Below are 13,572 nucleotides of genomic sequence, written 5' to 3' on the forward strand. Positions count from 1 at the left end.
GCGATTGAGCCGCCCTACGTCGGGCGCGTGTACATAGCGCAACATGAATTGCCGCAGTATGGCGCACGAAAGCCTCTCTTAATCTGCATACAAATGTGATTAAGAGACAGGCTAAGCGGTGGGAACCTGCATAGGTTGCGTCTATTTCCCGCCTGCCAGGTCAATAAAATTCCCAGTGACGTAAGAGGCTTCTTCCGATAACTGCCAGCTATCACCTGCGCGACCAATGCCGCGCGAACCGCCAGCGATCAACGTAATGAATTCCATTCTGCCCCTTAGTTTTTGAGCCCCGCCATACTGTAATTCGCAGGGAGCCAGCGATAGCCGTTTGGTTTACCGTTAGCATCATATACGGCTTTAACCTGGCCTAAACCGGGGAAGGAAATATGTGCCGCACCAATCCATTCATTATTCTGTGCCGCTTCGGCCAGAATCTGTAAGCGAGCTTCTGCGGCTTCATCCATATTGCGATCGAAATCGATCGTGGTCATGGGGCGAGGAAATTGTACGGCTTCTGCATGGATCGTATCGCCCCATAGCGTCAGTTTTTGACCGCCACTTTCGATCTGATAAAGGCTGTGCCCCGGCGTATGTCCCGGTGCTGGTACGGCGGTAATGCCCGGAAAAAGTTGCTGTTTACCCGTGAAGGTTTTCAGTCGCTTGGCGGCAAGCACCGGTTGTAATGAATCCTCAGACTGCCCGAACGTGTGTTTCTCGCTATCCCGCACCTGATTGCTATTAGTCGGATTGAGCCAGAAATCCACATCTTTCTGATTAACGTAAATGGTGGCATTTGGGAAAACCAGCTTGCCGTCACGCGAGACGCCGCCGGAATGGTCGGCATGAATATGGGTCAGTAAAACGGTATCGATCTTCTCGGGTGGGTAGCCTGCGGCGCGCAGATTATCGGGTAATTTCCCTCCTTGTTTGCCGAATAGCGGCCCGGCTCCTGTATCGACCAGTATCAGCTGTTTACCCGTATTAATGAGGTACGCATTAATCGAGGTTTCAACCTGTGGCTGGAGATTCTTTTGCGCCAGCAGGTGCAGCATTTCCTCGTGGGAAATATGGGTGAGCAGCTTATCCAGTGGGATAGTGATTGTACCGTCAGAAAGAGCGGTAATTTCAAACTGGCCTAGCATCATGCGGTAATAACCCGGCGCCTGCGTTCTCAGTTGAGGCACCGATTCTGCCTCGACGATAAGGGGCGAACCCATCAGCAAAACCACGGGTAGTAACGTCTGTTTCAGAAGATTCATTTTCATTGTGCACTCTTGGAAAGTGACCCTGCTCGTCAGGGACTGGAACGATTATTCTGCTGACGCTACTATTGTTCAAATTGATTAATTTGATACTGGCTATCATGGAAAATGATTTTCGTGGTGTGGATTTAAACCTGCTGGTGACATTTCTGGTGTTGTATCGTGAAAGAAGTGTCTCTGTGGCGGCGGATAAGCTGCATTTGGGGCAACCCGCCGTGAGCGGTGCGCTGGCACGTTTGCGTACGCTGTTTGACGATCCGCTGTTTATCCGCACGGGGCAGGTGATGCGCCCAACGGCACGTGCGGATTATCTGGCGACCCAATTGTCACCTGCGTTTGAACAGTTGCAGTCGGTTCTGGGGGAGCCCGAGAGCTTTGATCCGCTGACCGATTCACGCGCGATCACGCTGGGCATGACCGACTGGGTGGAAATATGGCTGATGCCGCTATTGCTGAAACGGCTCAAAGCGAATGCCCCTCATTTGCGCATCAACCTTGTTGCCACCGATCCGTTTTTGGATGTGGAACGGTTGGAAAATGACAGCGTCGATCTGGTCATTTCCGTCGCCAGCTCACAGGCAGGCTGGTTGAAACAGCGTGCGCTGTTATCGTCAGGGTTCAGGGCGTTGTGGCACCCACAACAGCTCGCGCTGCCGTCTCCTGTTCCTTTGGAGGTATACAGCCAGCAGCGCCATTTACTGGTGACCTACCGTGAACGTGCGCATGGCATCGTGGACGACATGCTGGAAAAACAGGGAATGACGCGGACGATTTATTACACCACGCCGCATTTCTCCGCCCTGCCGGGCATATTGCAGCACACGCCGTCAGTTGCCACCGTCCCGGAGAAATTAGCGACGCTGTGGTGCCAGCATTATGGCCTGAACGATAGCCCGGTCCCGCTTGATTTACCGACATATACGCTCTCGGCGCTTTGGCATGCAAGGCAGGACAGTAATCCGGCGATCGCGTGGCTGTATGAGCAAATTGCGGAGGCGATTGCGGAGCAGGAGGCGGATTCGCCCCCTGCTTGAGTGACGACGAAGGGATTACTGTGACAATCCCGATACGCTGTAATTCGCTGGCAGCCAGCGGTAACCGTTGGTGGTGCCGTTGCGTTCCAGACGTGTACCCACATGGCCGATGCCGGGGAAGGGCAGGTGGGCGCCTGCAACCCAGTAAGCCTGACTGGCGGCGTCGGCCAGCGCTTTATTACGGGATTCTGTCGCCTGATCCATATTTGAGTCAAAGCTGATAGTGGTAGCGGGTAAGCTCATCTGTACCGCTTCCGCATGAATGATGTCTCCCCATACCAGCAATTTTTTCCCTTCGCTCTCGACCATAAACGAGGTGTGTCCCGGCGTATGTCCTGGGCTTGGGATCGCGGTCACACCGGGCAGCAGTGCTGTCTGCTGTGCTGGGAACGTTTTCAGCTTGTTCTCTTTCTTAATGGCATCAAAGATAGTTTGCACACGTTGGAACGCGGCCTTTCTGTTCTCTGGTGCGCTTTTCAGGTTATCCGGGCTGAGCCAGAAGTCGGTTTCTGGCTGGCTGACATACACGGTAGCGTTCGGGTAGTTCAGCTTGCTGTCCTGTACCAGACCACCAAAATGGTCACCGTGCAGGTGGGTCATCAATATGGTATCGACCTGCTCAGGCTTGTAGCCCGCCGCAATCAGGTTCGGCAGCACTTTCCCGACCGTGGGATTGCTCTGCTTACCGTTCCCTGTATCGATCAGAATCAGGTGTTTGCCGGTATTGACCAAATAGGCGTTGATGGAGGTTTCCACCTGCGGCGTCAGCGCTTTCTCTGCCAGCAGTTCGGTAATTTTTTCCGGTGGTGTCCGCTGCAACAGTTTATCCATCGGCATAGTGTTGGTGCCGTCAGACAGTGCCGTGATTTCGAACTGCCCCAGCATCATGCGGTAATAGCCCGGCTGGGTTTTAACCTGGGCGATATCCTGCGCCTGAGAAAATGCAGGCACAAAGGCACAAGAGGCGAGTAATAGAGCTAATGGTTTCAATAACTTCATTTGTTTTTGTCCTTGTTAATAATGAAACGTAACGAATGCAGGTGAAATCCTAACAACAGATTGATTATTGATGCACACGTCGAATTACTCAACTGTCCTCGGCAAGGGGGTCGTCGAATGGGGGCTGCATTGTCGCCGTCCTGCAACGCGGAGGATTTAGGGTATAATGCCTTTTTAAGTGAATGAGACAGTGAAAACCATGCAGTACCCGATTAATGAAATGTTCCAGACGTTACAGGGCGAAGGCTATTTTACCGGTGTGCCGGCGGTGTTTGTGCGCCTGCAAGGGTGCCCGGTCGGCTGTAGCTGGTGCGATACCAAACACACCTGGGACAAACTGGCAGAGCGGGAAACCTCATTGGATCAGGTGCTGGTAAAAACGGAAGAAAACGATGCCTGGGGCGCGGCGAGTGCGGACGATATTCTGGCGCTGATGACGCAGCAGGGTTACACGGCACGCCACATCGTGATCACCGGCGGTGAGCCGTGTATCCACGATTTGACACCGCTGACGCTACAGTTGGAAAAGCAGGGCTTTAGTTGCCAAATTGAAACCAGCGGCACCCACGACGTGCGCTGTTCGCCAAAAACCTGGGTGACGGTATCGCCGAAGGTGAATATGCGCGGCGGCATGAAGGTGCTCGATCAGGCACTGCAACGGGCGGATGAGATCAAACACCCGGTGGCGCGTGAACGTGATATTGAAGCGTTGGATACGCTACTGGCGCGGCTTGATGATGATAAGCCGCGCATCGTAGCTCTACAGCCGATCAGCCAGAAAGACGATGCGACCAAACTGTGTATTGCGACCTGCATCGCCCGTAACTGGCGGCTTTCTATGCAGACACATAAATACCTGAATATTGCCTGATTATTTGTGGTTCTTCATGGCTGTTTATGGTTCTTCATATAGCTGTCATGCGCCGCTGAAATAACAGTTTTGGCGGCATTGACGTCTTCAAATCCTTTTAGCTCAACCACTTTTCTTCCCGCAGGCAGTTGTTTATAGACCCGGAAGAAAGCCTGTAGCCTTTCCTGTTCGATTGGCGGCAGGTCAGCAATCGTTTTGATGTTGTCATAGGTCGGATCGATCTTGCTGGTTGGAACTGCGACAATTTTGTCATCGACTTCGCCTGCATCGATCATTTTCAGGATGCCAATCGGGCGCAGTTTAATCAGCGATCCGGGGATCAGCGGGGCGCGGGTATAAAAAATCACATCAAGGGGATCGTTATCACCGCCTAATGATTGGGTGAGCGAGCCGTAGTTTGCCGGGTACGCCACAGGCATTGATTGGAAACGGTCGGCAATAATGAATCCGGTCTCAGCATCGGTTTCATACTTAATCATGCTGCCTGCCGGAATTTCCGTGACGGCATAAATTTCATCAGGGGTATTTTTGGGCTGCGGAAAATCGAGAATATTTATTGGCGCAGCCGTTGCACAAAGTGAGAAAAACGAGAGCGCGACAGCTAATTTTCTGACTGAAAACAACATGGGGATCCCCTATTCATTATGATTATGATGATGAATGCATCACAAGCAGAATGACGGGGACATGTTACAGAAAGATGTAGTAACGGCGGTTTACTCGCCTTTATAGACGCAGCCCGCGGTGCAGGTTTCTTTCACCATCACGGCGCTGAGCAGCGGTAATGTCGGCTTCAACTGGTGCCAGATCCAGTGCGCCAGCACCTCGCTGGTTGGGTTTTCCAGTCCGGGGATCTCATTCAGATAGTGGTGATCCAACCGCTCCCACGTAGGTTTGAACGCGGATTTCAGCTCAGAGAAATCCATCACCCAGCCGGTATGCGGATCCACTTCACCGGTAATTTCCAGTCTCACCATGAAAGAGTGCCCATGCAGCCGCCCGCATTTGTGGCCTTCCGGTACGTGGGGCAAATGATGCGCGGCTTCAAACTGAAAATCTTTAAATAGCGTAGTGACCATAGCGATGTTCCCGGTTTCGTTCTGAAAAGGGGGCTTTCAGAACATAGTATGCAAAAAACCGTCGCATACTACCCGAAAGTACTTATTCTTCCAACTGCACGATCGTGGCGTGATGCCAGCCTGAAGGGAGCGGATCGGGACGGTGGATCGTCATGTGGCTGGTGGTCAGGTTCAGGACGCCGCGAGCAAATAACGCGGGCATGCCGTCTGGGTAGTGCTCAACGCCGAATGCGCGCCCGGTAATGAGATCGACCCGATACGCATTGTCTAACCCCATACCTGTAGGGCGTTCCGGGTTGCAGGGCGGACGCACATCGTACATGCCCTGTTCCGGCGAGTCGCTCTGCCGCTGTTCGAGGTGCACGGCATGGAAATGGATATCACGAATGTAGCCTGCGGGCGTGCTGTGTAGGTTAATCGCTCCCTCGCTGATCCCCGCGATCTGAGAAAATTGCACCGCTTCGATCCGGCCCGGTTCGATGGCAGGATCGCGATAGCGTACGGAGATAAAGATCGGATCGGCTTTGCCCCAGTGGCAGGGATGTGCGGCGATGCACTGGAATGTGATGTTGCTGAACTGCAAGCGTCGAAACGTGCCGCCATCGCGGGATATCAGGCCGATCGCGCGGTTGGTATCGTAAATGGCACAGTTGCTGACGGAAATATCTTCAATGTCGGCAAAGGTTTCGGTGCCGACTTTCAGCGCACAGCTCTTGGAGCGCAACAGGCAATTGCTGATAACGACCTGCTGCACCTTACGTTGCAGATGTGGTGGCTTATTGGTGGTTTTGATGCACAGTGCATCGTCGGCGGCGCTCAGCGAGCAGTTGCTGATTTGTACCTGCTGGCAGCTATCGAGATCCAGCGCATCGGTATTCGCCATGCTCAGATCGTTATCAATCGTCAGGCGTTCGACGATGACGTGACGACAGCTGACCAAATGCACGGTCCACATTGGCGCGTGTTCAATCGTAAAGTCACACAGGCGGATGTGTTCGCAATCCTCAAAAACCACAATGCGTGGGCGATGTTGCGCAGGCAGGCGATAGCCTTGATCGTCGGGTTCCAGCGAGAAATAGGCGTCGGCATTTCCCATGATCTTACCCTGACCGCAGATCGTGATATTGCGCTGTTGGTAAGCATAAAGAAACGCCCGATGTGACAGCTCGGCCATGCTGATGGTGGTAGCCTGCGTAAACTGCTCATAGTCGCCGCTGACGATGAGCTCAGCCCCCGCCTCCAGTTGCAGGCAAAAATTGGAAGGCAGCAGCAATCCCCCTAACAGATAGCGCCCCGGTTCTACCGTCAGGGTGCCGCCGCCCTGTGCCGCAATCCTGTCGATAGCCTGCTGAAAAATGGCGGTATCCGGTGTGACGCCGTCGGCGGCGGGGGAGTATGACTGAATAGAGTGCTTCATGATGAGATCCAATTTTGCCGTCCATGAACGCATTGCAGCACGTTTTGGGGCGTTCGGCAGGATCTGACACGATGAAATCTGCGGAGCTTGGAGCGGGCTTCACAGCCTATGGCGTGTGGCGTAAGAGAATGTGAAAGGCATAACGAAGAGAAGGATGCGGTGCTTCATGCTGTGTGTGTTTCATCACGTTTTTACACCGTTTTCTCTCTTTTACCACGCACACGGGGTGGTTTTGTTGTTTTTGTGTTTCTTATTTGTGAAATGAATCTCTTTTTGGTGTGGTGTGCCGGTTAATGATGTGAGGCACCTCCCTGCTGCGTCAGATAGGGCTCACGCTGCGTGATTGAAACGTCCACTAACGCGATGCGGCCATCAACATTTCTTCCGTCAGCCCCGCAAATCACGCGTTTTTCCGCCGTGACGGCTGGCGCGATAAAAAAGGTTCTGCCTATCTTGTCAGGGTCGAGAAATGTAGTCATGTACCCTACCTGTTCTCATCCATACGCCACACCAGACACACCACAATAATAATGTCGTTGGGGGAAAAATGAGATTACCTGGACTGATTGTCATCGCCTTCTCTGCGCTCTGTTCGCTCGCGCAGGCTGCTGAACCCGTGGAATTACGCCTCTCCTGGTGGGGAGGAAATAGCCGTCATCAGGCGACGTTGACCGCACTGGAGGCGTTTCAGAAAAAATATCCGCATATCAGCGTGAAGCCGGAATATACCGGCTGGGACGGGCACTTATCCCGTCTGACGACACAGATTGCCAGCGCTGAAGAACCGGATGTGTTACAGGTCAACTGGAACTGGCTGCCGATTTTTTCCAAGACCGGTACCGGCTTTTATGACCTGAATAAGCTGAGTGATACGCTAAAATTGCAGGATTTCCCCGAAGATGCGCTGAAGCCCGCGACGATTGATGGCAAGGTGAATGCGATTTCCACCTCGCTGAATGCGCTGGTGATGTACTACAACACGGAAACCTGGAAGAAAGCCGGACTGCCGTATCCCACCACCTGGGATGAACTGTTCCATGCTGGCAAGGTATTTAAAGAAAAACTGGGCGATAACTATTTCCCCATTGCTTCTCCCGCGCAGGACAGCGGTGAAGGCGTGCTGGAATTGATCAACTATTACATGACGCAGAAATATCAGATCGGCATGATCGATGAGAAGAACAAACGCTTTAACTACAGTGAGGCGCAATGGATCGAGGCGTTCCGCTTCTATAAGCGTTTGATCGACGAACATGTGATGCCGTCCTCGAAGTATTACAACGCGTTTGGCAAAGTCGGCATGTATGAAACGCGTCCCTGGATTAACGGCGAATACGGCGGCGCGCATCTGTGGATTTCGGTCGTGAAGAAATACGCCGATCCGCTGGCGGCACCCGGCAAGCTTGAGTTAGGGCCATACATTATGACGCCGGGGTCGGAGAATTCCGGGCAGTTCTTCAAACCCTCTATGCTGTTTGCCATCAGTAAAAATACCAGGCACCCGAAAGAAGCGGCGCTGCTGCTGAATTTCCTGATGAACGACCCTGAGGGAGCGCTGCTGATGGGCACCGAGCGCGGTATTCCGCTCAGCCGCATCGCCAGACAAGCGCTGGAAGAAAAGCAGAAGCTGGATACGAACGATCTGTCGGTTGCCGGATTATCGCTGGCGCTGCAAAAGCCGATGCAAACACCCGTTTCTTCCTATCTTGAAGATCCGCAGCTTGCCAGCCTGATCCTGCAAACCATCGAACAGCTGGATTATGGCAAAAAGAGCGTCGAAGAGTCGGCGAAAAACTTCAGCAATTCAGGCGATCGCATTCTGAAACGGGTGATCCGCTAAGCGAATCACCGAATACCGTAGTCAGTGACTGACTACGGTATTTTATTGGCCGGTGCGTTACGCGAGTTCAGCCAACTGTTGTTGCAGGCTATCGGCTAACGCGCGTGGACGCCCGGCATCAAACATCACATGCATGCTCACCGGGTACTCCCGGTGCTGTAGGCAGAAATCTTCCATCTCATGCCCGATCCCGTACAGCGCCTGAATGTTGGTTTTGGCGATTTCTCGCAGCGTCCAGTTGTTCTCCACCTGTTTGCAGTAGTGCAGCGTAAAGAAGGCTTTTTGCGCGTGAACAAACGCTCGGCAATACAGCGTCAGGCCGCGCCATTCCTGCTGCCAGCGCTGGCGGAGCGCTTCCGGCATCGTGTGTTCACGAGAGAATTGCAGTGCGGCCTGCTGGCACTGTTCCGCCAACTGCCACGCGGCATCTTTCTCTTTCGCGATGTGATAGAGGTTTTGCGACGCCAGATCCGCATGCTGCGGGTCGAACGTAATATCCTGACCGGAGCCCGGTAGCCAGTGGTTACGGTTGAGCTGACCATACAGGCTCCAGATCGCCTGACCAAAACTGGTCGGCAGCAGGCTGTGGCGGTGAAAAACGTGGTGGCGGGCGTACAGTGACAGGGAAATGGCCTGATGCGCCTGATCCAACAAGGTCTGCATCGTGTGCAGTACGCTATCGTCCGGTTGCCACTGATAGCGCGCCATTAACCACTGCGCGAACAGCGTACTTTCGTTTGTCGATGCGGTCTGGTTCATGAGTAAGCGGGAACTGGCGAACAGCGTAAATTCGCTGAGCGTACCGATTACACTGTGATTATCCACGCCTTCCCAACTGATGCGACACAGCGCGCTGACAATCGCGGGATTTTTCTCCCGGCACCACAGCAGTCGCCCCTGCACTTCGGTGTAGCGCAGGAAGGGAAGGTTGCCCCAGCCAACTTCTTCGCCCGCCAGATCCAGTTCAACCCAGACTTCACGCCCGCTGACGTCCAGCAGCGCAGGGTTATTGGGGAACTCAGGCCAGAAGCGTTCTGGCGTGACTTTGATGGCGACAGAAACGGATTCCGGCAGCGTGCGAATAGCGTTCAGCACATTACCGATGTCCTGATGGCTGGCGGGAAAAGCGCGCAATACCAGATGACGCTGGTGGTAGTGCATCACGCGGGCGACGGCGGAAAATAAGCGGTGGTAGATCTGCTCGCTGTCAGCGTTCGTCGGCCAGTGTGTCGTGACGGGAACGACGCCGTTGATCTCATCGCCGGAGGGGGCTGAAAAGCGTAGCAGGCTGTCGCTGTTGGAGATCGCCAGCAGCAGGCCGCTCAGGCGCGGGATCTGCTGCATCAGCAGTTCGACTTTGGCGGCAAGGTAGTCGCACCAAAAATCGGTATCCATGCGGAGGCTATGTTTGTCGTCCAGTAATTCCGGGTGGTGGAGCAATAAATCTGTGGGGAACGACAGCTCTTTGCATTGCAGATACAGCGCCAGCCCCTGTTCACGGCAGTGTGCCGCGACCTGATTCAGGTAAATACAGCGGGAACGTTGTTGGCTGCTGATGCGATCGTCAAAACGTGCGTTATTGTAGGCTTCCGGTGTAACCAGTTTATCCAGCAAATCCGCAGCGCCCAGCACCAGCGTATTGAAGCCCTGTTCTCGGGCGTAATCGGTGACCGAGAGGACCTGTTGCCAGTGCCAAATATCCTGCGTATTGAGTTCCAGCGCGCGTCGTTGCCACATCATTTTTCTCCCGTTGCCACAGGCGTGAGTATCGCATTGATACGCCATTGTAAAAGGATAAATTCCTGTGGCGAACGCCAGAAATGTGAGCCTGTTCGCTAATGTCGATCGTCTAAGAGGTTGTTGGCGGGGCAGCAGAGGCTGAAGATATCAGCTAAAAGCCCTCCAGCAGCCTTAATTGGCTGAATGTGAGTGGCCGATAGAAGATATATCCTTGAATCCCAATGGGGTGGTATTTATTTAACCGGTTCAAATCCGTCGCTTTCTCAACGCCTTCACAGATAATATTTACCCCAAGAGGGATAAGTTTGTTCAATAAGACCTTTAGTTTTTGTGATTTTGTCTCTTCTTTACCGATGCCATCAATAATAGAACGATCGATTTTTATGGTATCGAAGTCAAACAAGCTCAGGCTGTCTATTTGTAGATTTCCTGCGCCGAAGTCATCTAACGAAAGCATAAAGCCATATTTTTTGGCCTGATTTAAAAAAGGTATCCCGTCTATTAACTGCTGTCGCGTCGTTTTTTCACTGATCTCTATTTCTATATTCTGTGGGTTAACCTCATGCGTAATACATTTTTGGTATAACCTTTCCAGATAGGCGGAATTATTAAAAAGTAAATGTGAAAGATTGAAAGATATTGTCATGCTGCTTTTGTTTTTTATTACCTGACAGACAACATCAAACATAAAGTCTGTTACTTTATCGATTGCCTTAGATTTCTCTATTCTATCTATGGTTTGTTGCGTTGATATCAGTGTGCCTTCCGAATTATAAAACCTGGCGAGGGCTTCATAGCGGAATATTTTATTGTGAGGGAGATGGATGATAGGCTGGAACTCTGCTGTCAGCCTAAGAATTTTTCCATCAATATTCAATGTTGTTGTATTCATTTTACTGATTACTCACCCTCTCCATAGAAATAGGAATTCCACAGCCTTGCTCGTCTGGATTCTACACAGCAATTTGGAATAGATGGAAATTGTTTAAAATGATCAATAATTCTTGTTTGATAGTTATTGACTATTGAATAAAAAATAATGATCGTTTAAATCTATGTTGTCATTGGTGTTTAATTCTAATTTTGTTAATTTATCTGGGTTTTTAAATTGATTGTTTTTGTTTAATTGGTGGTTAAGTTTTTTTTGTTTGAATTTAAATCAATATGACGGTGGCGTGTGACCGTTGTGACTTCATAGTATCCTTGTTAGGATGATAAGCGACGTTAAGATTGCCGTTTCGTAATCCTATCAAAGGGGAGAAAAACTCAGAATTGAATCTGGGTGATGTTCTACTCAGTAAGAATCAGCATTTAATTCCGTGTGAGCATTCATTTTATTAAAAAGAGAAGTCCTTTTTGGATTTTGGGGTATATCACCATCGCGTTAATAGGTAGATATTATAGTGGAACATTTTTCTCCTCCTCCCGCTAAAGTGATTAGCGCATTGCTGCAACATTCATATGTGATGTCTATCTATGCCAAGGATATGCTATATGCATTAAAGGCTGACGTTGCGGAATTGAATCTGGATAAAAACCGTATTGTGTTGGCAGTAGAATATTCTGGTTCAGATATCGACAGATATCTTGCCGATGGTGGTTTGAATTTTGATCTGGAAGCGCTCAAAGGTACGGAGAACATCGAACGAGAAACCTACAGTCTGTGTAATATTTCTACGCAATTATTCAAGACGGACAGTATGTTTTATCGTCTGGAGTGTCGCCTGCCAGACTCTGTTTTCGTCACTGAAAACAGAGGTGCGATTCGTATTCCTTTTATTCTTGGTATGCAGGCTCGTGCTCGCATCGAAGTTTATATGCACACGCTTAACGTGCCCGGAACGCTGCGTAATTTATCGACCGGTGGGTGTATGGTCGAAATCGATCTGGTTGAAAGCATTGCGATTGATGTGGGGCAGAATATCCCCGGCATTACGCTGGAATTTCCTAACGGGGAAAGCTTTTATGCCGAGGGAAGAATTCGCCATATACGCCCCTTTGGGAATAATGGCTATGCGGCTGTCGGCATCCAGTTTATCAATTTGTCTTCATCCCAGTCTGAAGCCCTGCTTCATTATACCCATGAGTCGGAAAGAGAGGCGGCATACCGAACCGGCGTCACTGGCAGCATGGTGTATTCGTCTCCGCTGTTCATTCCTGGCACTAAGGAGAAAAATATCTTGCTGCGAGAAAGCCAGGAACGCGAGAAACGCACCCGCCAGACGCCGATGGAACGGGGCGTCATGGAGGTTGCCCATCGGCTTCAGATTGGGCTGATGTACATCAAAACGCGCAATCAACTGCCCGTTGAGATCTTTTATGACTGTGTCGACACCCTGATCTATATGGTCAAAAAAGAGAGAAAGGCTTTTCTGTATGCGCTGTCGTTCCTGCGTGATGAAGCGGAGTGGGTCAGGCATGCGGTGCAGGTTGCAGGGAAACTGGCCGATATGCTGCTACTTTCCGATCCGCACGATCCCTACGTGCGCGAGGCCGTATTAGGCGCATTGCTTCATACTATGGGTAAGCCGCTGCTGGTCAATGCCAGCCTTCCGTCGCTCAAGGTCAACATGAATCCGATGCAGAAAGCGATCCTGATTGGTCACGTAGAAGCACTGCGCGAGAAGTTACGTGAACTGGACTGGGCGATAAGCCCCACTTGCCGAGATGTGATTGAGAATGCTAACGAGCGTTTGGACGGTAGCGGCTATCCGCACGGCAAACGCGCCGAACAATTGTCGCCGTTAGTTCGCTTGGTCTCTGTGATTAAGGCGATTAATAAGCTCAGGCATGCGCGGAATGGTGTTTCGCCCCGTACGCCATTGGCTGCCTACCGCAAAATCTATGAGGCGAACGCCGCGTATGACAAGGCGGTACTGGTTAAATACGTCCAGATTTATGGTCTCTACCCAATAGGCAGTCTGGCGAAATACTCGGGAGGCTTCCTCGGGTGGGTGATGGATATTGATAAAAAGGGGCGACCTATTGCGGTACACCTCGTCAAAAACCTTCGCTTTCCTGACACCAATATCAGCAGCGTCGTCTCTAAAGGCGACTTGTTGCAGGTCGGCCAGCTCGAAAACATCGTGAGTCCAGACGATTTCGGCATGAAAGTCCTGAAAATTTAACTCACATCCTGTCTATATGGGGTTGCGTGGCAGCCCCGCTTTCCGAATGCATATCTTACCGATATCGCCATGAAAGGCGCATGCCATCGGCTATAACACTTTAAGCAATAAGGACTATCAGAAAAACCATTTAGTCATTTTGGTTATTTAATATTTCCATCATTTCTTTAATTGTTAAGATGCAGATCGTTACCCTTATCCT

Annotated in this window: 13 protein-coding genes; 4 read left to right on the plus strand and 9 right to left on the minus strand. The window is 51.3% G+C overall.

Going from position 1 to position 13,572, the window contains the following annotated elements:
* Positions 1–141 precede the first annotated feature (141 nt).
* Together AB8809_RS04620 and AB8809_RS04625 are read right to left on the minus strand one after the other, a co-directional pair.
* Positions 142–267, minus strand: a complete 126-nt coding sequence (locus AB8809_RS04620; RefSeq protein WP_349854457.1) for a hypothetical protein — start codon at positions 265–267, stop codon at positions 142–144.
* An 8-nt stretch (positions 268–275) separates the two neighbouring features.
* On the minus strand, positions 276–1,259 hold the full coding sequence (locus tag AB8809_RS04625; RefSeq protein ID WP_369987565.1) for an MBL fold metallo-hydrolase: 984 nt from the start codon (positions 1,257–1,259) through the stop codon (positions 276–278).
* Between the two features lie 104 nt (positions 1,260–1,363).
* Here AB8809_RS04625 and AB8809_RS04630 point away from each other — a divergent pair, with 104 nt between their 5' ends.
* Positions 1,364–2,296, plus strand: coding sequence for a LysR substrate-binding domain-containing protein (locus AB8809_RS04630; protein WP_349854455.1), 933 nt, complete (start codon positions 1,364–1,366; stop codon positions 2,294–2,296).
* 15 nt (positions 2,297–2,311) lie between these two features.
* Here AB8809_RS04630 and AB8809_RS04635 read toward each other — a convergent pair whose 3' ends face one another.
* A complete protein-coding gene (locus AB8809_RS04635) occupies positions 2,312–3,295 on the minus strand; it encodes an MBL fold metallo-hydrolase (protein ID WP_349854454.1) in 984 nt (327 codons plus the stop codon).
* A gap of 199 nt (positions 3,296–3,494) precedes the next feature.
* Here AB8809_RS04635 and queE point away from each other — a divergent pair, with 199 nt between their 5' ends.
* Positions 3,495–4,166, plus strand: coding sequence for a 7-carboxy-7-deazaguanine synthase QueE (queE, locus tag AB8809_RS04640; protein WP_349854453.1), 672 nt, complete (start codon positions 3,495–3,497; stop codon positions 4,164–4,166).
* 14 nt (positions 4,167–4,180) lie between these two features.
* On the opposite strand, the gene AB8809_RS04645 is transcribed toward queE, so the two are convergent.
* The 4 genes from AB8809_RS04645 to AB8809_RS04660 form a co-directional block, all read right to left on the minus strand.
* A complete protein-coding gene (locus tag AB8809_RS04645; RefSeq protein ID WP_230458273.1) occupies positions 4,181–4,789 on the minus strand; it encodes an inorganic diphosphatase in 609 nt (202 codons plus the stop codon).
* A gap of 93 nt (positions 4,790–4,882) precedes the next feature.
* Positions 4,883–5,245, minus strand: coding sequence for a 6-carboxytetrahydropterin synthase QueD (gene queD, locus AB8809_RS04650; RefSeq protein ID WP_349854452.1), 363 nt, complete (start codon positions 5,243–5,245; stop codon positions 4,883–4,885).
* Between the two features lie 82 nt (positions 5,246–5,327).
* A complete protein-coding gene (locus AB8809_RS04655) occupies positions 5,328–6,662 on the minus strand; it encodes a glycosyl hydrolase family 28 protein (RefSeq protein WP_349854451.1) in 1,335 nt (444 codons plus the stop codon).
* Positions 6,663–6,952: 290 nt separating this feature from the next.
* Positions 6,953–7,141, minus strand: coding sequence for a hypothetical protein (locus AB8809_RS04660; RefSeq protein ID WP_349854450.1), 189 nt, complete (start codon positions 7,139–7,141; stop codon positions 6,953–6,955).
* Positions 7,142–7,209: 68 nt separating this feature from the next.
* On the opposite strand from AB8809_RS04660, the gene AB8809_RS04665 reads away from it, so the two are divergent.
* On the plus strand, positions 7,210–8,502 hold the full coding sequence (locus AB8809_RS04665) for an ABC transporter substrate-binding protein (protein WP_349854449.1): 1,293 nt from the start codon (positions 7,210–7,212) through the stop codon (positions 8,500–8,502).
* A gap of 57 nt (positions 8,503–8,559) precedes the next feature.
* Here the strand turns inward: AB8809_RS04665 and AB8809_RS04670 are convergent, their stop codons facing one another.
* Together AB8809_RS04670 and AB8809_RS04675 are read right to left on the minus strand one after the other, a co-directional pair.
* A complete protein-coding gene (locus tag AB8809_RS04670) occupies positions 8,560–10,239 on the minus strand; it encodes a hypothetical protein (RefSeq protein ID WP_349854754.1) in 1,680 nt (559 codons plus the stop codon).
* 154 nt (positions 10,240–10,393) lie between these two features.
* Positions 10,394–11,134: an EAL domain-containing protein gene (locus tag AB8809_RS04675; protein WP_349854448.1), complete on the minus strand. Its 741-nt coding sequence runs from the start codon at positions 11,132–11,134 to the stop codon at positions 10,394–10,396.
* A 511-nt stretch (positions 11,135–11,645) separates the two neighbouring features.
* Here AB8809_RS04675 and AB8809_RS04680 point away from each other — a divergent pair.
* Positions 11,646–13,370: a PilZ domain-containing protein gene (locus AB8809_RS04680; RefSeq protein WP_349854447.1), complete on the plus strand. Its 1,725-nt coding sequence runs from the start codon at positions 11,646–11,648 to the stop codon at positions 13,368–13,370.
* The last annotated feature ends 202 nt before the right edge of the window (positions 13,371–13,572 follow it).

The sequence above is a fragment of the Pectobacterium aroidearum genome (assembly GCF_041228105.1).
Classification (GTDB): Bacteria; Pseudomonadota; Gammaproteobacteria; order Enterobacterales; family Enterobacteriaceae; genus Pectobacterium; species Pectobacterium aroidearum.

Coding starts and splice junctions, on each gene's coding strand:
- AB8809_RS04620 (WP_349854457.1), bottom strand. CDS start 267: ATGGAATTCATTACGTTGATCGCTGGCGGTTCGCGCGGCATTGGTCGC.
- AB8809_RS04625 (WP_369987565.1), bottom strand. CDS start 1,259: ATGAATCTTCTGAAACAGACGTTACTACCCGTGGTTTTGCTGATGGGT.
- AB8809_RS04630 (WP_349854455.1), top strand. CDS start 1,364: ATGGAAAATGATTTTCGTGGTGTGGATTTAAACCTGCTGGTGACATTT.
- AB8809_RS04635 (WP_349854454.1), bottom strand. CDS start 3,295: ATGAAGTTATTGAAACCATTAGCTCTATTACTCGCCTCTTGTGCCTTT.
- queE (WP_349854453.1), top strand. CDS start 3,495: ATGCAGTACCCGATTAATGAAATGTTCCAGACGTTACAGGGCGAAGGC.
- queD (WP_349854452.1), bottom strand. CDS start 5,245: ATGGTCACTACGCTATTTAAAGATTTTCAGTTTGAAGCCGCGCATCAT.
- AB8809_RS04655 (WP_349854451.1), bottom strand. CDS start 6,662: ATGAAGCACTCTATTCAGTCATACTCCCCCGCCGCCGACGGCGTCACA.
- AB8809_RS04660 (WP_349854450.1), bottom strand. CDS start 7,141: ATGACTACATTTCTCGACCCTGACAAGATAGGCAGAACCTTTTTTATC.
- AB8809_RS04665 (WP_349854449.1), top strand. CDS start 7,210: ATGAGATTACCTGGACTGATTGTCATCGCCTTCTCTGCGCTCTGTTCG.
- AB8809_RS04670 (WP_349854754.1), bottom strand. CDS start 10,239: ATGTGGCAACGACGCGCGCTGGAACTCAATACGCAGGATATTTGGCAC.
- AB8809_RS04675 (WP_349854448.1), bottom strand. CDS start 11,134: ATGAATACAACAACATTGAATATTGATGGAAAAATTCTTAGGCTGACA.